General features: G+C 70.9%; 15 protein-coding genes, 1 tRNA gene and 1 pseudogene. 7 read left to right on the top strand and 10 right to left on the bottom strand.

Annotated elements, in window-relative coordinates:
* Positions 1–81: 81 nt before the first annotated feature.
* The gene (locus H629_RS0109250) at positions 82–2,640 is read left to right on the top strand and encodes a LuxR C-terminal-related transcriptional regulator (protein ID WP_152485688.1); all 2,559 of its coding nucleotides are present in this window, start codon (positions 82–84) and stop codon (positions 2,638–2,640) included.
* 55 nt (positions 2,641–2,695) lie between these two features.
* Here the strand turns inward: H629_RS0109250 and H629_RS0109245 are convergent, their stop codons facing one another.
* Positions 2,696–4,318 carry an amidohydrolase gene (locus H629_RS0109245; protein WP_240471085.1) on the bottom strand — a complete coding sequence of 541 codons (1,623 nt, stop codon included), beginning with the start codon at positions 4,316–4,318 and terminating at the stop codon, positions 2,696–2,698.
* 262 nt (positions 4,319–4,580) lie between these two features.
* Here H629_RS0109245 and dhaK point away from each other — a divergent pair, with 262 nt between their 5' ends.
* From dhaK to H629_RS15780, 4 genes and pseudogenes are all read left to right on the top strand, one after another.
* Entirely contained in the window at positions 4,581–5,579 is a 999-nt protein-coding gene (dhaK, locus tag H629_RS0109240) for a dihydroxyacetone kinase subunit DhaK (protein ID WP_024356984.1), read from the top strand.
* 47 nt (positions 5,580–5,626) lie between these two features.
* A complete protein-coding gene (gene dhaL, locus H629_RS0109235; RefSeq protein WP_024356983.1) occupies positions 5,627–6,256 on the top strand; it encodes a dihydroxyacetone kinase subunit DhaL in 630 nt (209 codons plus the stop codon).
* A gap of 133 nt (positions 6,257–6,389) precedes the next feature.
* Positions 6,390–7,118, top strand: a pseudogene (dhaM, locus tag H629_RS15785) (dihydroxyacetone kinase phosphoryl donor subunit DhaM); the annotation flags it as partial.
* 186 nt (positions 7,119–7,304) lie between these two features.
* The gene (locus H629_RS15780; RefSeq protein WP_029746799.1) at positions 7,305–8,930 is read left to right on the top strand and encodes a putative PEP-binding protein; all 1,626 of its coding nucleotides are present in this window, start codon (positions 7,305–7,307) and stop codon (positions 8,928–8,930) included.
* 12 nt (positions 8,931–8,942) lie between these two features.
* On the opposite strand, the gene H629_RS0109225 is transcribed toward H629_RS15780, so the two are convergent.
* The 9 genes from H629_RS0109225 to H629_RS0109185 all read right to left on the bottom strand — a co-directional run bounded on the left by H629_RS0109225 (position 8,943) and on the right by H629_RS0109185 (position 17,531).
* Entirely contained in the window at positions 8,943–9,977 is a 1,035-nt protein-coding gene (locus H629_RS0109225) for a LacI family DNA-binding transcriptional regulator (protein WP_024356981.1), read from the bottom strand.
* A gap of 5 nt (positions 9,978–9,982) precedes the next feature.
* Complete coding sequence (locus H629_RS0109220; RefSeq protein ID WP_024356980.1) at positions 9,983–10,279, bottom strand: muconolactone Delta-isomerase; 297 nt, start codon at positions 10,277–10,279, stop codon at positions 9,983–9,985.
* Positions 10,276–11,847 carry a phytoene desaturase family protein gene (locus H629_RS0109215; protein ID WP_024356979.1) on the bottom strand — a complete coding sequence of 524 codons (1,572 nt, stop codon included), beginning with the start codon at positions 11,845–11,847 and terminating at the stop codon, positions 10,276–10,278. The genes H629_RS0109220 and H629_RS0109215 overlap by 4 nt, the downstream gene beginning before the upstream one ends.
* Entirely contained in the window at positions 11,844–12,842 is a 999-nt protein-coding gene (locus H629_RS0109210; RefSeq protein WP_084705389.1) for a membrane dipeptidase, read from the bottom strand. The genes H629_RS0109215 and H629_RS0109210 overlap by 4 nt, the downstream gene beginning before the upstream one ends.
* Before the next feature lie 47 nt (positions 12,843–12,889).
* A complete protein-coding gene (locus H629_RS0109205; protein ID WP_024356977.1) occupies positions 12,890–14,407 on the bottom strand; it encodes an aldehyde dehydrogenase family protein in 1,518 nt (505 codons plus the stop codon).
* 60 nt (positions 14,408–14,467) lie between these two features.
* Positions 14,468–15,301 (bottom strand): ABC transporter permease, encoded by an 834-nt coding sequence (locus H629_RS0109200; RefSeq protein ID WP_051137864.1) that lies wholly within the window; start codon positions 15,299–15,301, stop codon positions 14,468–14,470.
* Positions 15,294–16,094, bottom strand: a complete 801-nt coding sequence (locus tag H629_RS0109195; protein ID WP_024356975.1) for an ABC transporter ATP-binding protein — start codon at positions 16,092–16,094, stop codon at positions 15,294–15,296. Before H629_RS0109195 ends, H629_RS0109200 begins: the two co-directional genes overlap by 8 nt.
* A gap of 7 nt (positions 16,095–16,101) precedes the next feature.
* A complete protein-coding gene (locus H629_RS0109190; RefSeq protein ID WP_024356974.1) occupies positions 16,102–17,142 on the bottom strand; it encodes an ABC transporter substrate-binding protein in 1,041 nt (346 codons plus the stop codon).
* A 305-nt stretch (positions 17,143–17,447) separates the two neighbouring features.
* Positions 17,448–17,531, bottom strand: a tRNA-Leu gene (locus H629_RS0109185).
* Positions 17,532–17,686: 155 nt separating this feature from the next.
* Here H629_RS0109185 and H629_RS0109180 point away from each other — a divergent pair.
* The gene (locus H629_RS0109180) at positions 17,687–18,511 is read left to right on the top strand and encodes an FhaA domain-containing protein (RefSeq protein WP_024356973.1); all 825 of its coding nucleotides are present in this window, start codon (positions 17,687–17,689) and stop codon (positions 18,509–18,511) included.
* Positions 18,508–19,041 (top strand): FHA domain-containing protein FhaB/FipA, encoded by a 534-nt coding sequence (locus tag H629_RS0109175; protein WP_024356972.1) that lies wholly within the window; start codon positions 18,508–18,510, stop codon positions 19,039–19,041. Before H629_RS0109180 ends, H629_RS0109175 begins: the two co-directional genes overlap by 4 nt.
* Positions 19,042–19,043: the final 2 nt, after the last annotated feature.

The raw sequence follows: 19,043 nt of genomic DNA, 5'->3' as shown, positions 1-19,043 counted from the left end.
AGGCCGAAGTCGGAACATGCCTGTGGAGGGAGCGCGAGGGACGTTTCCGCCGGGGCACCTGTCTGCGGAAGGGACAACACTGTGGTTGGTGACCCCAAAAGCAAGACCGCGGTGCCGCTGGACGCACCGGGCCATCTGCGCCGCGACCGCCTACTCGCAAAGATCGAAGGCGGCGGCCGTGTGGTCGTCGTGCGGGCAGAAGGCGGCGCGGGCAAGACCGCTCTCATCGCGCGCTGGATGAGGGACCAGCAGAACGCCGCCATCGCGTGGGTGACGCTCGACGAGGGCATCATCGACCCCCGCAGCTTCTGGCTCCGCACCTTCGCGGCGCTCCGCGCCACGGCCCCCGATACCTTCCAGCACCTCGCCGACGGTTACATGAGCGGCTTCATCTCGCCCGAGAACGCCCCCTCGCTGCTCGCCTCGACGCTGCTGCGCGCCGAGTCCCGGGTGGCGCTCGTGCTCGACGACCTGCACCTCGCCGACGACTCGCTGCAGGATCAGCTGGTCTCGCTCACGCGCGTCGCACCGCCCCTGCGCATCATCGCCACCACCCGTCAGCGCACGCGCTTCGAGTCGCCGCTCACCTCGACCGCCATCGAGACCACCGTCATCGGCTCCGAAGAGCTCGCCTTCACCCGTGAAGAGATCGCCGAGCTCGCCGCTGCCCTCCCCTACCCCATCACCGACACCGAACTCACGGTGCTCGAACGCACGACCCGCGGCCACTCGCTGGCGGTGCGGCTCGCGCTCTCGGTCATGGACGGGCTCTCGACCGGCAGGTCCCGCCGCCCCGCGCTCGACGAGATCGAGCGCGGCGTCACCGCGGTGCTCGTCGACTTCACGCCGCGCTTCGAGGAGGCCGACGAGGAGGCTCTCGCACTGGCCGTCGCCCTCTGCCCCGAGGTCGACGAGGCCCTCGCCACGCGCCTGAGCGGCACCGGCCGGGGATGGTCCACCGTCGAATCATTCGAGGAGCGCGGGCTGGGGCGCATCGCTCTGCGCCGCGGCCGCCCGGTGTTCCTCATGCACGCTCTCGTCTCCTCCGCACTGCGCCACCGGGCGCAGCAGGAGCTGAGCGCCGAACGCGTCGCCGAGGTGCGGCGCATCGCCTTCGACCAGCTGCGCGATCTCGCCGACCCCGTCGAGACGCTCGCACTGCTCGTCGACGGCGGCATGGACCACCTGGTATTCCCCCACTTCGCACGGCACTTCTCGGAACTCAGCCAGTTCCGCCCGGCCGAGGTGATCGCCCTCCTGAGCCCGCTCTCACCCGAGCGGCTCAAGCGCGAGGGCGGCGTGCCCATCACGCTCTCGATCGCGCTCAGCGAGAGCGCCATCGTGCCGACCCAGCGCATCAAGCAGCTGCTGCGGATCGGCCTCACCGAGCTGTCGCGGCGTTCGACGGTGGCCGGCAGCGCGGAGGCGAAGTTCGTGGCGCTCGCCCGATTCGGCGGAATGCGCGTGAGCCGCAACTACGACGAGGCGTTCCGCGCCGGCGAAAGATTCGCGCACATCATCGAGCACGCCGGCAGCCCGAGCGGCGCATCGTGGCTCTACGCGGGCAATCTGCAGATCGTCATCACCGCGCTGCTCGCGCACCGCATCTCGCGGGCGCTCGAGCTCGCCGGCGGAATGGAGGGCGACCCGCACCCCGGTCGGCCGTTCCACACCCGGTCCGTGCTGTCGTTCGTGCGCGCCTACACCGGCGACCTGGTGGGCGCGGAGCGCGAGATCGCGATGATCGGCACATCGCCGTGGAGTGGCTGGGAGGGCTCGCTCTACGCGCTCGACTGGCACCTCGCGTCTGCGCTGTCAGCGGCGAACCGAGACGATCGGGTCGGTGCGATGCACGCGCTGCAGCCCATCGCAAAGCGAATCGACGAGTTCGAGCAGTGGCCGCTCGTCGCCTGGACGCGGGGCGTGGTGCGCCTGGTCGGCGGCGAGGCCGCCCGCGGGCTCGAAGAGCTGGAGGCGACTCGCAACGCCCTCAGCTCGTACCCGCTGAGCTCGGGGTGGGCCGAAGAGCTGCGTACCCTGCACGCCGACCTGCTCCTGGCCACCGGCGACCTGCTGCGCGCCCGGACCCTGCTCGCGCACAAGAGTGAGGCGCCCGTCACCAGGCTCGCCCGGGCACGCCTGGCGCTGCTCTCCTCGCAGCCCGAGGAGGCCTCCGCCCTGCTCGGTGAGCTCGACCCCTCCCGGCTCTACCCGGCGCATCAGGCGCAGCACCTGCTGCTGAGCGCTGCGGCGCACGCGCGGCTCGGCAACACCGGGTACGCGGCCGCGCTGCTCGAACAGGCCCTGTACGCCCTCGACCGCACGAGCAACCGGCTGCCGCTGTCATGGGTGCCCGCCACCGATCTGCGGTTGCTGCGCTCACTCGTACCGGCGAGCATGTGGATCGAACCGGTGAGCGCTCCGTTCGAGACCGAGACCGAGGCCTTCGAGAAGCTCTCCCGGCGCGAGTCACTGGTGCTGGCCGAGCTCGCGGGCGACGCCTCGATCGAGGAGGTCGCGGGCGCGCTCCACGTCTCGGTCAACACGATCAAGTCGCAGACGCGCAGCATCTACCGCAAGCTGCAGGTCTCCTGCCGCGCCGATGCCCTGCTGCGCGCGCGGCAGATCGGCCTGCTCTAGCCGAGTTCGCCGCGCCGGCTCTCCGCCGCGCCGATCCGCTGCCGCGAGACGCGAGCTAGCCGAGTTCGCCGTCGACGGCGGTGGCGAGCACCCGCGCGCCCGCGAGCGCTTCGGGCGCTGCGGTGCGCGGATCGACGTCGAGCACGGTGAAGTCTGCGCGGAGCCCGGGCACGAGCGCCCCGATCTCGTGCTCGCTGCGCAACTGCCAGGCGGCGTTCGCGGTGTGGGCTCGCAGCGCGTCGAGTCGGGTGACCGGCGTGCCGCCGTCGAGATGCCGGCCGGTGCGCGAGGTGCGGGTCTCGGCGACGGCCATATTGCGCAGCGGTTCGTACGGTGTGACCGTGCCGTCGTTGTGGAAGGTGGCGCGGTGTCCGGCCGCGAAGGCGGCGCCGGCGTCGGCCCAACTCGCGCCCCGATCGCCGAAGAGGTCGTCGATGAGCACGTCGCCCCAGTAGGTGATGTGGTCGACGAAGATGCTCACCGTGACGCCGAGCGCGGCGGCGCGGCGGAACTGCGCCGGGGTCATGAGCCCGCAGTGCTCGACGCGGAAGCGGTGGTCGCGCAGCGCGAACCGCCGGATCAGCTCCTCGTAGGCGTCGAGGGTGCTGTCGATGGCGACGTCGCCGTGGGAGTGGCAGGCGAGCTGCCAGCCCTCGCCCGCGTACTGGGCTCCGATGTCGATGAGCTGCTCGGTGGTGTAGTTCGCCTTCCCGATGTGGCCGGGTTCGAGCCCGATGGCGCGCGTCGCCTCGGTATCGAGGTAGGGGAAGGAGGTCGCGATGTTGCCCACCCAGGGCGATCCGTCGCTCCACACCTTGATGCCGGTCTGCCGCACCCGCGCGTCGCCGTTGTCCCGGGGCCGCGTCGCCTGCGCGCCCGGGCTGGACATCTCGTAGCCGCGCACCCGCACGGGGAGGCGCCCGGCCGCGTGCAGGCCGTCGAACAGCGGCCCGAGCTCCGCGCTCCAGGAGAGATCGGCGATGGTGGTGATGCCGTGTCGTCGCACCTCTGCCAGGTGCGCGGCCATGCGTTCGGGCAGCTGCGCTCGCACGGCTTCCATGACGGGGCCCGCGATCCGCGCCACGGCCGCAGCTTCGTAGGCGACGCCGCTCAGCTCGCCCGAGGAGTCGCGCCCGTACGAGGCGCCGGCGGGGTCGAGGGTGTCGCGGTCGACGCCTGCCTCGCGGGCGGCGGCGGTGTTGAAGTAGGCGGAGTGCAGGGAGTTGTGCACGATGACGAGCGGGATGTCGCCCGCGAGCGCGTCGAGATCGGCGCGGGTGGGCGGCACGAGCCCGCGCTGCAGCAGCGGATCCCAGCCGTTCGCCAGCACGCGGTCGGGTCGGGGGTCGGCGGCGAGCGCGCGCCTGATGCTGCCCCACACCTCGTCGGCGCTTGCGATGGTGACGGGGCGGATGTCGATGATGCCGTCGCCCATCAGCAGTGCGGCTTCGGAGGGGTGGCCGTGCGGTTCGATGAGGCCAGGGATCGCCCAGCCCTCGCCGAGGTCGAGGTGGCGCGCACCGGCGGGTGCTGGCACTTCGTCGTGCGCGCCGATGGCGACGATCCGGCCGTCTTCGACGAGCATCGCCCCGGGGGCGGAGGCCGGATCGGCGTTCTCACCTGTGCAGTCGAGGTCGGTGCGCACGAAGCGCCCGGTGATGCGGAGCATGCGTTCCATGGTCGTGCCCTCTCTGGCGGGCGTCGGAGCCCTCCATCATTTGTACCGGCCGGCGCTCGCCCGGGGAAGCTGCACGAGCGGCTTCGCACTCGATTTCACCCGCGGTCACGGCGGGCGATCCGGCCCTCGCACCATTGACAGCCCCCGCCCGATCTAGAAGTATCGGCAGTGTCGACGGAAGTTCGCAGGCGAGGTCGCCCGTCGGCCCGCCGCCTCCGCCGCGATCAGCTTGAACACTCATCTCGACGTGGAGGTTGCAGTCATGAAAAAGCTCATCAACGATCCGGCGGACGTGCTCGCCGACGCGCTTCGCGGCCTCGCGAAGGCCCACCCCGAGCTCGACGTCGATCACGAGCACCGCGTGATCTACCGGCGCGAGCCGAAGGCGCAGGGCAAGGTGGCGCTGCTCTCGGGCGGCGGTTCCGGCCACGAGCCGCTGCACGGGGGCTTCGTGGGCCTCGGCATGCTCGACGCCGCCTGCGCGGGGGAGATGTTCACCTCGCCGACACCCGATCAGGTGGTCGCGGCGACCAAGGGCGCGGATCGCGGCGCCGGCGTACTGCACATCGTGAAGAACTACACGGGCGACGTCATGAACTTCGAGATGGCGGCCGAGATCGCCGCGGCCGAAACCGGCGTCGAGGTCTCGACGGTGGTCGTCGCCGACGACGTGGCCGTGCAGGATTCGCTGTACACCGCGGGGCGCCGCGGTGTCGGTCTCACCGTGCTCATGGAGAAGATCGTGGGCGCGGCAGCCGAGGAGGGGCGGGATCTCGCGGCCGTCACGGCACTCGCCGAGAAGCTGAACGAGCGGGGCCGTTCGATGGGCATGGCGCTCACGAGCTGCACGGTGCCCGCCGCGGGCAAGCCCACCTTCGACCTCCCGGAGGACGAGATCGAAATGGGCGTGGGCATTCACGGCGAGCCGGGCCGCAAGCGGGTGCCGCTCGCGCCCGCCTCGGAGATCGCGGCGCAACTGGTCGAGCCGATCCTCGCCGACCGCGACTTCACGGGCGAGCCCGTGATCGTGATGCTCAACGGCATGGGCGGCACGCCGCTCAGCGAACTGCACCTCATGTACGGCGAGGTCGCCGAACTGCTCGAACGCGCCGGCGTCGAGGTGGCCCGCACCCTCGTGGGCGACTACATCACCTCGCTCGACATGGCCGGCTGCTCGGTCACGCTGCTCGCGGCCGACGACGAGATCCTGCAGCTCTGGGACGCGCCCGTGCGCACCCCCGGTCTGCGCTGGCTCGCCTGAGCGCCCGCGATCCCGGTCTCCGGCCCCGTCACGCACAGGAAGGCATCATGACGAACACCATCACCGTCGACACCCTCACCCGCTGGCTCACGGGCTTCGCCGATCGCGTCGCCGAGCAGCGCGAATACCTCACCGAGCTCGACTCGGCCATCGGCGACGCCGACCACGGGGCGAACATGGCTCGCGGCATGGCGGCCGTGGTCGACAAGATCGGGCAGGATCCCGCCGCCACCGCCGATGCCCTGCTCAAGACGGCGGGCATGACGCTCGTCTCCTCGGTGGGCGGCGCGAGCGGGCCGCTCTACGGCACCTTCTTCCTGCGCATGGGCGCGAGCGCCGGCGCGGTGGCCGAGCTCGACGCGGCAGCGCTCGGGGCCGCACTGCGGGCGGGCTCCGAGGGGGTTCTGCAGCGCGGCAAGGCAGAGCCCGGCGACAAGACCATGGTCGACGCCATGCTGCCCGCGCTCGACGCGTACGATGCGGCAGCGGCCTCGGGTTCGCTCGGGGATGCGCTCGCGGCGGCGAGCGCCGCGGCCGCCGAGGGGCGCGACGCGACCGAGCCGCTGGTCGCCCGCAAGGGCCGTGCGAGCTATCTGGGCGAGCGTTCGGCCGGGCACATCGATCCGGGCAGCGCCTCAACGGCCCTGCTCTTCGAGGCCCTCGCCGCGACCGCCTGAGCTGCCCTGCCCCTGCCCCTGCCCCTGCCCCCAGCTAACCCCGCCGAGAGGCGGATTTTGCAGCGCGAATCCCCGATCCGCCTGCGAAATCAGCCTTTCGACCGCACCCGCCCCACCCCATGGAGGTCCCAGCATGACGGAACGCGTCGGCATCGTCGTGGTCTCGCACAGCGCTCCCCTCGCCGAGGCGGCGGCCGCGCTCGCCCTCGAGATGACGCCCTCGGATCCGCCACGGGTGGTGCTGGCGGCGGGCACCGCCGACGGCGGCACCGGCACGGACGCGATGCGGGTGGCCGAGGCGATCGGCGAAGCGGCGGCCGAGGGCGGCGGAGTGCTCGTGCTCATGGATCTGGGCTCGGCGGTGCTCAGCGCCGAGATGGCCCTGGAGTTCACCGACGTCGGCGAGACCCCCGTGCGGCTCACGAGCGCCCCGATCGTGGAGGGTCTGCTCGCCGCGGTGGTGACCGCCGCGGCCGGGGCCACGCTCGACGCCGTAGCCGCGGAGGCGCTCGGGGCGCTCGGGGCGAAACGTGCGCACCTGGTCGAGGAGGATGCTGGGGCGGATCCGGATGCCGTCGACGCCGCCGGTTCGGCCGCGGCGGAGGGCGCTCCTCCCTCGCGCTCCGACGCGACCGTCGAGGTGGTGGTGCGCAACCGCGATGGGATCCACGCGCGACCGGCCGCGCTCATCGTCGCGGCGCTCGCGGGCAAGGACGCCGTGCTGCGGATCGCGCGCACCGGCGAGGATCCGGTGCGCGTCGGCGGCCCCACCGGGCTGCTCGCACTCGGTGCACGGCAGGGCGAGACGCTGACGCTCACAGCCACCGGCGGCGACGCCCCGGCCCTGCTCGACGAGCTCGCCGCGCTCTTCGCCGACGGCTTCGGCGAACCGTGCGATCCCGAACCTGCCGCCGCGCCTGCCGCGCCGACGTCCCGCACCGACGAGGGCGCTGCGGGCGGCGCCCGCCCGCCGGCATCGGCGGACGCGACGCCCGGCGGCGCGCCGGAGGCCGGGAGCGTTTCGGGTGGGCCTCCCGGTGGCGGCGCGCTGGGTGTGAGCCCCGGGCGCGTGGCCGGCCGGGTCGTGCGGATGCCCGGCCCCGTTGCTGAGCCGCCCGAGGGGCCGGAACTCGCCGAGGACGGGCGGGAGCCGGAAAGCGCGCGCGTCGCGGAGGCGGCCGGCGCCGTCGCCGAGACCCTGCGGAGCCGGGCCGCGCGCGCAGGCGATACGGGCCGCGCGATCCTCGAAGCGGGTGCCGCGATCGCGGCCGACGAAGACCTCAGGGAGGCCGCCCGCCAGCGGATCCACGCCGGTGTGCCCGCGCCGCGAGCGGTCTGGGAGGCCTTCGGCACCGCCGCCGACACCCTGCGCGGCCTCGGCGGCCGCACCGCGGAGCGCGCCGCAGACATCCTCGACGTGCGCGCCCGCATCGTCGCGCACCTCACCGGTCAGCAGCCCCCGGGGCTGCCCGACACCGACGAGCCGTACGTGCTCGTCGCCCACGACCTCGCGCCCGCCGACACCGCACTGCTCGATCCCGCGCTCTGCCTCGCCCTCGTGACGGAGGAGGGCGGCCCCACCTCGCACACCGCGATCCTCGCGCGGGGGCGCGGCATCCCCGCGGTGGTCGCGGCCCGCGGCGCCTGGACCGAGCCGGGGGGCGAGACGCTGCTCGTGGACGGTTCGACCGGCGAACTCGTGTGGGATCCCGCGCCCGAGCAGCTCGCCTCGCTCACGGAGCGGGTCGAGGTCCCGCCCTTCGACGGCGCGGGTCGCACCTCGGACGGCCACCGCGTGCCGCTGCTCGCGAACGTCGGAAAGGCGGGCGACGCCGAGGAGGGCGCGCGGGCGCTGGCCGAGGGCGTCGGCCTCTTCCGCACCGAGTTCTGCTTCCTCGGTCGTGCCGAAGAGCCGAGCGTCGACGAGCAGATCGAGATCTACCGCGGAGTGCTCGCAGCCTTCCCGGGGAAGCGGGTCGTGGTGCGCACGCTCGACGCGGGATCCGACAAGCCGCTCGCCTTCGTGCCGACCGGCGAGGAGGAGAACCCGGCGCTCGGCGTGCGCGGGCTGCGCACCTCGTGGATCGTGCCCGGCCTGCTCGACCGTCAGCTCGACGCGATCGCCGCGGCCGCGGCGAAGGAGCGTGCGGAGGTCGCCGTGATGGCCCCGATGGTCGCGACCGTCGCGGAAGCCGTCGATTTCGCCGAGCGGGCTCGCGCCCGCGGAATCGCTCACGTCGGGGTGATGATCGAGACGCCGTCCGCCGCGCTGCTCGCCGACCGGCTCTTCCAGGTGATCGACTTCGTGAGCCTCGGCACCAACGATCTCGCGCAGTACACGATGGCGGCGGATCGGCTGCTCGGCAGCCTGGCCGCGCTCAACGACCCGTGGCAGCCCGCCGTGGTCGAACTCATCGGCCGGGCCGGATCGGCCGGGGCCGCCGTCGGCGGCGGGGTGGGCGTCTGCGGCGAAGCCGCCGCGGATCCGCTGCTCGCCGCAGTGCTCGTGGGCGCAGGTGCGACGAGCCTGTCGATGGCCGCGCGGGCGATCCCCGCGGTCGCCGCGCAGCTGCGCGAGGTCAGCCTGGAGCAGTGCCGGCAGGCCGCCGCCGCCGTGATCGCCGCGCGCGACACCGCCGAGGCCCGCGCCGCGGCAGCCGCGATCCTGCGCTGAAGGGGGTGGGGGCTATCCGTCCCGCGCCGCGCGATCCTCCGTCGACTCCCGATGCACGATGCGTCGCGAGTGCACTCGCGTGTCGAAGACTGCCTCACCGGCGATGCCCGCCATGATCGCCTCGAGCGCGTCTCCCGCAATGGCGTTGACGTCGCCGCTGAGCGACGAGAGCGACGGCGTCAGATACGGAAGCATGTCGACGTCGCCGTAGCCGATCACCATCAGGTCTTCGGGGACGCGCAGCCCCAGCTCCCCGAGGGCGCGCAGCGCCCCGAGCGCGAGTTCGTCGTTCACGCAGAAGATGAGCCCGTAGCGGCGCAGCTCGTCCGCACGGGATACGACCTCGTCGTACCCCGCGGCGAAGTCCATGGGCCCGTCGAGCTGGATGAAGGTCGAGTCGCGCAGCAGCTTCGGCCTCGCCTCGAGCGCGCGCCGCACCCCCTCGCGACGCTGATCGCTGAGGAAGGACCTCGCCGAGCTGCCGAGGAAGAGCATCGGACGGCTGCGTCGCTCCAGCAGTTCATCGGCCGCCGCCTCCGAGGCGGCGACGTCGTCGAAGTAGACGGTCGGCCAGGTGGCGTCGTCGAGGTGCTGTCCGATCACCACGAGCGGCATGCTGCCGGCGAGACGGTGCAGCGAAGCGTTCACGTTCGCGGCGTCCAGACGATCACCGGTGGCGAGGATCATCCCCGCCAGGCGCAGGCGCCGAGCGCTCTCCGTGTGCTCGATCAGCACCCGGCTGCTGTGCTCGAGATCGTAGACCACGGTGGTCATGCCCCGAGCGGTGACCGCTCGCCGCAACTCGCGGATCAGCTTCACGTACCAGGGCTGCGAGATGCTGGCGACCGCGATGCCGATCGCATCGCTCCGGCCGCGTCGCAGGTTCGACGCCGACGCGTTCGGCGAGAAGCCGAGCCGCTCGATCACCTCGAGCACGTGGGCGCGCGTGCTGTCGGAGACGCGCTCCGAGCCGTTGAGCACGCGAGACACCGTCGCCGTCGAGACACCCGCCTCACGAGCGATGTCGATGACACCGATGGACTTCATGCTGCTTAGTCTATGAAGGGATCCACGGCGTGCTGTGCAAGGGGATGCACCGTGACGGTCATGTAGGGCCACACGGGGAGTGCGCTCAGGATGTCGTGGAGCTGGGTGGCGTTCGCCGCTCGCCACAGACCCCAGTTCTCCCGACGCCCCGGCACTCGCCACATGCGCACGAGATGCCCCTCGGCCGCGCGCACCGCGGCCATCCTCCGCTCCTCGACCGAGAGACGCTCGATCACGTCCTCGGGCAGGTCGCGCGGCCACGTGATCTGGATGTTCACGAGGTACTCGTTCAGGTCGTTCATCTGGTCGGCTCCTTCTTCCGTGCAATGGTCAGCGCTGCTCTTCGGCCCGGGGCGCCCGTGACATAGCCGCCCGGCCAGGATCCGGCGCCGCCGAGCACGATGCCGCGCCGCTCGAGACCCTCGCTCAGCTCGGCGCCCGGCCTGCCGTTCAGCATGTTCTCCGGCGTCAGATCGCCGTGGGTGATGTTGCTCGAGGTGAGCCCGAACTCACGTTCGAGATCGTGCGGTCCGAGCCAGCGGCGATCCGTGATGCGCTCGGACAGGCCGGGGAACGCGGCCTCGACCTGCGCGACGCATCGATCGGCGAATGCCGCGCCGTTCTCACGCCAGTACCGCTCACCGAGCTGATGCGGCGCGTGCCATACGTTCAAGCTCATGAGGTGCCGCCCCTCGGGGGCCAAGCCAGGCGAGGTGAGGCTCGGGATCAGACCCCAGATGATGGGCTTGTCGGAGGGCCGGCCCGCGATCCCCTCTTCGACCGCGTCTGCGATGTACCTCGGGTTCGGGCCGATCCGGAACTGCGTCGAGAGCAGCACCTCCTCGGGCACCCCGACGGGCGCACCCGCCACCGATGGCAAGCCGTCGAGGGCGAGGGCGATCTTGAAGGCGGATCCGTCCGGCGCCGGCGGCCACGCGCTCTCGGGGATCGTGTCGTCCGGGATCATGCGGTGCAGACGCGACGTCTCGACCGTCGAGACGACCGCGTCGAGCTGCTCGACCGATCCACCCGACTCGAGCACCGCCGCGGAGACTCGCCCCGAATCGTCGAACTGCAGCTCCGCCACCCCGCTTCCCGTGCGGATCGCGACGCCGTGGGCGCGGGCGGCGGCCTCGAGCGCGTCGACGATGGCGGCCATCGAGCCGATCGGCAGCCCGACCGACCCTCGCAGGGGGACATCGCGGATGCCCAGCACATCGGTGGCGCCCGACGCCCGCGAGATGGGCCGCAGCATCAGGCCGAACGCCGATCCCGGCGCCCGCGGAGAGAGCAGCTGCCCGTTCAGCGCCAGCATCATCATCAGGCTCTTCACCTGATCCGACCGCAGGGCTTCGTCGAGCAGATCCTCCAGCGAGCCCTCGATCATCGATCGCCGGAACTCGTCGCGGGGGCCGGGATCCATCCGCTCCAGCACCGCCCGTTGGTCGAGCGGCCGCTCCCACATCGAGAGGCCGAGCTGCTCCCCCAGACGATCGAGCCGTGACACCAGCTCCCGATGCCTGGCGAACTCCCCGGGCGCCATCCGCTCCATCTGCTCCTCGACGAGCTGCGGGTCGCGCCACCCGACGAAGAGCCCGTCATCCATGGGATGCAGGAGGGTGGTCTCGGGTCGGTGGAAGCGCAGCCCGAAGTCCTGCAGGCGGAGCTCTTGCATGATCGCTCCCTCGAACGACCCGGGCGAGTTGGTGATCGACGAGGCGTACCCCGGCATGTATTCGAAGCGGCCCACGACGCCTCCGAGCCGCTCGCGCTGCTCGACGAGCGTCACCCTGTGCCCGGTCATCGCCAGGTAGTTCGCGGCCACGAGTCCGTTGTGGCCCCCTCCGATGACGAGGACGTGCGATGTCATGCCGACGGCCGATCGAAGATCTCGTCGAAGAGGCGCAGCCAGTTGCCGCCCATCACCAGACCGAGATCGTGATCGGTGAAGCCCGCGCGGCGCATGCTGTCCATGAGGGTGGGGAACGCGGTCGGCGATTGGAACCACGCGGGCCACTCCACGACCGGCGCGCTCTCATCGATCGGTACCGGGCTCTCACGGCCCCAACGGCCCATGCGCCACCACTTCACGGCCTCCACTCCGTACCCGGTGTAGAAGTCGGTGCCCATCGCCACGTGCTCGACTCCGAAGCGATCGACGGTCCAGCTGATCATGTCCACGAACTCCTGCTCCGTGGTGCGGATGCCGTTCTTGAGCATCCGCACGTAGGGGCTGAGCCCCACCACGCCGCCACGCGCGGTCAACTGCTCGAGCACCTCCGACGACTTGGGGCGGCGGCCGAGCTCGACCGCCGAACCGACGAACTCCAGCGGGTTGGCGTGGGTGACGGCCACCGGAACCGAGCTCTCGGCGATGGTGTCGAGGCAGGTGCGCTCCGAGCAGTGGGAGAGGTCGATCAGCATGCCCACCTCATTGAGCTCGCGCACGAACTGGCGCCCGACGTGTGTGGAGAGGCCGGCGTCGTCGTCCTCCCAGCAGCCCGCGGCGATGCTGTTCTGGGTGTTGTAGGTGAGCTGCACGATGCGCACCCCCAGGTCGTGGAAGACGCGGACGAGTCGGATGTCGTCTTCGAACGGTGCGGTGTTCTGGAACCCGAACATCACCGCCGTGCGCCCCGAGGCCACGATGTCCCGGATGTCTTGGGCGCTCGTGGCGAGCGCGACCAGGTCGCCGTTCTCGGCGAACAGATCATTCCATCTGCCGAGCACCGACAGCGTCTCGCGGGCCGTCTCCCAGACCGCGACGGTGACGTGCACGCAGCCGACGCCGCCCTCGCGCCACTCGACGAACCGCTCGCGCGAGGGATTGCTGTACTCCAGGCAATCCACGACGATAGTCGACATATTCTTCTCCGTAGTCACTTCATCCATCTCTTTCTCGAAGTCTTCGTTCACTGATGAGCGGGTGCGAGGCCGAAGGGATCCGCAGCCCGGCCGAACTCCTGCACCACGGCCTTCGTCTCCTGGAACTCCCGCAGTCCCTCGAGTCCGTTCTCGCGGCCGATGCCCGAGTGCTTGTAGCCGCCGAACGGGGTCTGCCAGTCCATGCCGCGGTAGGTGTTCACCCAGACCGTTCCCGCCTGCAGCAGCCGGCTCACACGGTGGATGCGCGCTGCATCCCGCGTCCAGAAGCCGGCCGCGAGGCCGAAGTCCGTGTCGTTGGCCAGCGCGATCGCCTCCGCCTCGTCGTCGAACTCGACGACCGCGAGCACCGGCCCGAACACCTCGGTCTGGCAGATCATGGCGCGGTGGTCGTCGACCTTGAGCACCGTCGGCGCGACCCAGTAGCCGCCCTGAAGCCCTTCGGGCACCTCGGGCGGGGTCGATCCCCCCGCGAGCAGCTCCGCGCCGTCCGAGATCGCCCGGTCGATGAGGTCCCGGATCCTCGAGTGCTGCGCGGCGGACGCGATCGGGCCGAGGTGCGTCTGCGCGTCGAACGGATCGCCGACCCGCAGCAGAGAGATCCGCCGCAGCAGCTCGGCGGTGAACTCCTGAGCGATCGACCGGTGCACGAGCACTCGCGAACCGGCGACGCACGTCTGCCCGGTGCCTGAGAAGCCGCCCTGCACGACCGCCGTCACCGCGTCGCGGATGTCGGCGTCCTCGAACACGATATGCGCCGACTTCCCGCCCGCTTCCGCGACGAACCTGGCGAGACGCCCGGACACCGCTCGCCCCACGCTGCCTGCGGCGCCGGTGCTGCCGGTGAACGACACCATCCCCACCCCGGGGTGCTCGACCAGCGCGGAGCCGACCTCGGCCCCGCCCTGCAGGATCTGCACGATGCCTCGCGGGAGTCCCGCCTGCTGCATCACCTCCTGCAGGATCACGGTCGAAGCGGGAGAGTTGAGCGGCGGTTTGACCACCACCGAGTTGCCCGCGGCGAGCGCCGGCGCGAGCTTCCAGGTGCCGAGCGAGAACGCACCGTTGAACGGGGTCACGAGGGCTACGACGCCCACCGGTTCCTGGGACAGCTGCGCCTGCTTGCTCTCCGAGAGCTCGAGGCTCTCATCGCGAAGGGTGCGCAGGAGCGCGGCGTAGTACTCCCACCAGCGCGCGCTGACGGCCACCTCCGCGCGGGTGGCGGCGAGCGGCTTCCCGTTCGCGAGCGTCTCCAGCACGGCGATCTCATCGACGCGTTCCAGCACGCCGCGCCCGATCGCGTCGAGCACGTCCGCACGGGCGGTGCGGCTGGCTCGCGCCCACGATCCCGCACGATACGCCTGGTCCGCGAGATCCACCGCCTCCTCTACGTGCTCGAGCGCCCAGCTCACCGCGCCCCACTCGGCGCCGCTGCCGGGGTCGACGAGGGGAGCACGGTGCGGGCCCACCCGCTGCTGCTCGTCGAGCACGGAATGGAACTCGGTCCGGTCGATCCGGTTCGATGCACGATCGTTGGATGTCTGCATGACTGTAGGGATTCCCTTTCTCTGGATGAGCGACTTCGAGACGGTTGCCGGCGCCGGACGTCAGCCCCGGCGACGCAGGAAGAGCTTTCCGAGCAGCTCGACCCCGTAGTAGAGCAGCAGCCCGAGTGCCGTGAGCACGACCAGGGCGGCGAAGAGCAGATCGGTGCGCAGGTTGCCCTGCGTCACGATCAGCAGGTAGCCGAGGCCCGCTTCGCTGCCGACGAACTCGCCCACGATCGCGCCGACGATGGCGAAGGCGACCGCGAGCTGCATGCCGGTCATGATGTACGGGAGCGCGTTGGGGAAGCGGAGGAAGCGGAACACCTGCCACTTCGTCGCCCGCATCGAGCGCAGCAGGTCGATCGACGAGTCGTTCACCGACTTCATGCCGAGCGTCGCGTTGACGACGACGGGGAAGAACGCCATCACGAAGGCGATGAGCGATGAGGTGGTGACGCCGGTGCCGATCCAGACCACCATCAGCGGAGCGATCGCGACCTTGGGGATCACCTGCGAGGCGACCAGGATCGGGAAGACCGCCGCTCCCGCGAGCGGCCACATGACCATGACGACGGCGAGCGCGACCCCGACGACGACGCTGAGCACGAAGCCGATCATCGTTTCGAGCAGCGTCACCCCGGCGTGCTTCATCAGCACGTTCCAGTTCTCGATCATGGAATCCCACACGGCGCTGGGGGCGGGAAGCAGGAACCTCGGGATCTCCGCCGCGCGAACCGCGACCTCCCAGAGCACGACCAGCAGCACCAGCGTCAGAACCGGGGCGAGCCAGGGAACGCGTCGCAGCCAGGTGCTGCCGGGTCCCGCCTTCCCGCGGCGCCGCGCAGGCGTGCTCCTGAGCTGCACGGCGACCGTGCCGTCGTTCGATCTAGTCATCGCCGATTCCTCTCTGTCCGCCGCTCAACACACCCAGGGATTCGAAGATCTCCGTCACCTCGGCGACCTTCGAGGTGAACGCCCCCTCCAGGCGATGGTGGAGCTGCCGGGGCTGCGGCATGCCCACCTCCACTTCGGCCACCACGCGCCCGGGCCGGGGCGACATCACGTAGATGCGGTCCGACAGGAACACGGCTTCGGGGATCGAGTGCGTGACGAACACGATCGTGGTACCCGTGGTGGCCGCGAGCTCGGAGAGATCCATGGAGATCTGGTCGCGCGTCATGGCGTCGAGCGCGGCGAACGGCTCGTCCATCAGCAGCAGCCGGGGGTGGTGGAGCAGCGCTCTGCAGATTCCGACGCGCTGCTTCATGCCCCCGGAGAGCTCGTTCGGATAGCTGTCGACGAAGCCGTCGAGCCCGACCTGGGCCAGCAGTTCGCGGGCCCGCTGCTCCGTCTGCTTGGAGCGGGTCTTGCGCACTTCGGCCTGCAGCAGAACGTTGTCGAGCACCGTTCGCCACGGCATCAGCAGGTCGGTCTGGAAGACGATGCCGAGTTCGGGGTGGGAGTCGCTCACCTCGGATCCGTCGATCAGCAGGCTGCCGCGGGTCGTCGGCTCCAGGCCCCCGATCAGTCGCAGCAGGGTGGTCTTGCCGCAGCCGCTCGGTCCCAGCAGCGACACGAACTCGCCGGGTTGCACGTGCAGCGTCACATCATCGAGCGCGACGACCTCGGTCTTGCGCGCCTGATACCGCTTGGTGACGTGCTCGCAGGTGATCTCGATCGGTTTCATCGGCTCCTCAATCGCTCGGCAGCAGATCGTTCGTGAACATCGTGGCGGGATCGCGGGTGCCCGTCGCGTCGCCGTAGGTGGTCAGCACCTCGACCGTCTCCTGCCACTCCTCGCTCGTGTTCTCGCCCCAGTTCGCCGCGGCGGGGTCGGTGGTCAGCGGCAGCCAGAGGTCCAGCTGCGTCTCGCAGGAGTCCTGCAGCACCTCGCCGTCGGACCGCTCGACGAGCGTCGCGCACGCAGCTGCGGGATCGTCGATCGTGATCTGCAGCGCCTCGCGGTAGGCGGCGAGGAAGCTGCTGATCGCCTCGGGGTTCTGCTCGATGAACGTGTCGTTCGCGATGAAGCCGTGGTCGAGCACGTTGAGGCCCATCTCGGAGAAGGACAAGCCGTGCGCCTGCTGCCCCTCGGCCTCGGCGCTGCTCGAGTAGAAGTACACCTGCCCGCTGATCGCGTCGACCTCCCCGGTCATCAGCGCCGGGAACTTGCCGTTGGCGGGCAGGTTGACGATCGTGACCTCGTCTTCGCCGATGTCGTTGGCGTTCAGGAACGCGCCGATGAGCGTCGAGTCCGATCCGCCGGGCGTCGACCCGATGCGCATGCCCACGACGTCGTCGGCCGATTCGAGGGTGGTGCTCTCGAGCACCGTGAGGCCGCTGGCGTTCTTGTCCTGCACCTTGGCGACCGCGGTGATCGGCACCTCCTGCAGCATCGAGGCGGCGGCCGTGGAGAGGTCGACCCAGGCGATGTCGGTCTTCGCGGTGCCGACTTCGACCGCCGCGTCGCCCGAGCCGCCCGGCAGCGTCTCGGTGACGTCGAGGCCGTGCTTGGCCCAGATGCCCTGCTCGGCCGCGACGGCGAACGGGGCGTGATAGGCGACGTAGGTGCTCCAGTCGAGGGACAGGGCGACACTCTGGGTCTCGCCGCCCGCGTCGTCCGTGCCACCGGAGTCGGGGGCGGCTGAGGAACAGGAAGCGAGCAACCCGATGCTCAGCAGGGCCGCTCCGACGGCGAGGGGCCGCCGCAGGGAACGAGCGCTGTAGTCGTGCATATTGATCTCCTTTGATTACGGACGACTGGGAGTTGTGTAAACGTGTACATGAGACGCTACGCGGCGATCCGGCCGGAGTCAAGCCGTTCCGAGAGAACTATGTAAAGCTTTACATTCTCGTAATCTTGGCGCACCCCATCCGGAGACTGCTCGCTCGTCCCGGAGCAACCGATCGTCGCTCTCCGACGCCGCCCTCATCGGTCTCACACGCGCCGGGGCCTCGGAGGCTTTCGAGGTGCGCAACACCCGCACACGACAAAGCGGGCCGGATCTCCATAGAGATCCGGCCCGCTTCTGTGAACTCGTGCGCGAGGGGGGACTTGAACCCCCACGCCCTTGCGGGCACTGGCACCTGAAGCCAGCGCGTCTGCCAATTCCGCCACTCGCGCGAGTCGTCTTCCGGCCTTGCGGCTCGGACAACTCTGCAAGCTTAGCAGCACCGCAGCCCTCACACCAAAGCGGGCTAAACTGCGGGATACACTAAAGCGGAAGTCGCAGCCGATCGGCGTGCGATCCGACCGGAGCAGAGAGGCGAGCGCAGCACGTGGGCATCCTGGACAGCGTCGAGCGCGGGCTCGAGCGCGCCGTCAACGGCGCATTCGCCCGCACCTTCCGCTCCGGCGTGCAACCCGTCGAGATCGCCGCCGCGCTGAAGCGCGAACTCGACATCGGCGCCGTGATCGTGGACCGCGACCGGGTGCTCGCCCCGAACCGCTTCATCGTGCGCGTCTCGCAGAAGGACGCGGATCGCCTGCGCGCCCTCGGCGAGACCCTCGAGCAGGAGTTGCGCGGCGTCGTCGCGAAGCACGCGAAGCAGCAGCGCTACCAGCTGCTCGGCGAGCCCGACGTCGAGGTGCGACCCGACAGCGCGCTCACCACGGGCGTGCTCGAGATCGACGCCTCCCGCGTGGAGGGCTCCGTCGACTGGGTCGCCGTCATCGACGTGGACGGCGCCCGCCACGAACTGCCCCGCGGCACCACCACCGTGGGCCGCGGCAGTGACTGCGGCATCCGCATCGGCGACACCGCGGCCTCCCGCAAGCACCTCGAGATCGTCTGGGACGGCGCCGCCGGCCTCGCCCGCGACCTCGGCTCGACCAACGGTTCGAAGATCAACGGGCAGCGCTTCCGCGAGGCGGCGCTCTCGCAGGGCATCGTGATCACGATCGGGCAGACCGCGCTGCGCTTCCAGCTCGTCCCGGGTCGGGCGAGCCGGCCGGCCCGTCCGGCTGCGGCGGATCCCAGGCCCGCGTCCCCGTCGCCCGCCGCTGACGGCGGGCCCGCTGCACCGCCCCCGAGCGCCGCAGCACCACCGCCGTCAGCGGGCGCCACCCCCGGCATCGACGAAGATTTCTGGAGGGGACTATGAGCGAACTCGCCCTGCTGATCCTGCGCATCGGCTTCCTGCTGCTGCTCTGGTTCTTCATCTTCGCGATCGTCTACGCACTGCGCAGCGACCTCTTCGGCGCCCCGGTGCGGCGCCTCCGCACCGACGGCAACGGCAATCCGGTGCCCCAGCCCTCGCTGCAGGTCACGGCCCCGGCCGCACCCGCAGCCCAAGCGCCCGCCGCCCCCGCGCACCCCGTCCCGTCGGCCGGCGGATCCGGCCCGGCGCGGAACCTCGTCATCACCTCCGGCGTCGCGAGCGGCACCTCCATCCCCCTCGACGACGACATCCTCACGATCGGGCGCAGCGGCGACTCGACGCTCGTCATCGTCGACGAGTACACCTCGACCTACCACGCCAGGCTCGCCCGCAGCGGCGAGGAGTGGATCCTCACCGACCTCGACTCCACGAACGGCACCCGCCTCGACGGCACCCGCGTCACCAGGCCGGTGCAGGTTCCCCTGTTCACGCCCGTCACCATCGGCACCACCACCTTCGAGCTGAGGCCCTGAGC

Source organism: Leucobacter chironomi DSM 19883 (assembly GCF_000421845.1).
Classification (GTDB): Bacteria; Actinomycetota; Actinomycetes; order Actinomycetales; family Microbacteriaceae; genus Leucobacter; species Leucobacter chironomi.
This window is presented reverse-complemented; position numbering and strand designations above follow the sequence as displayed.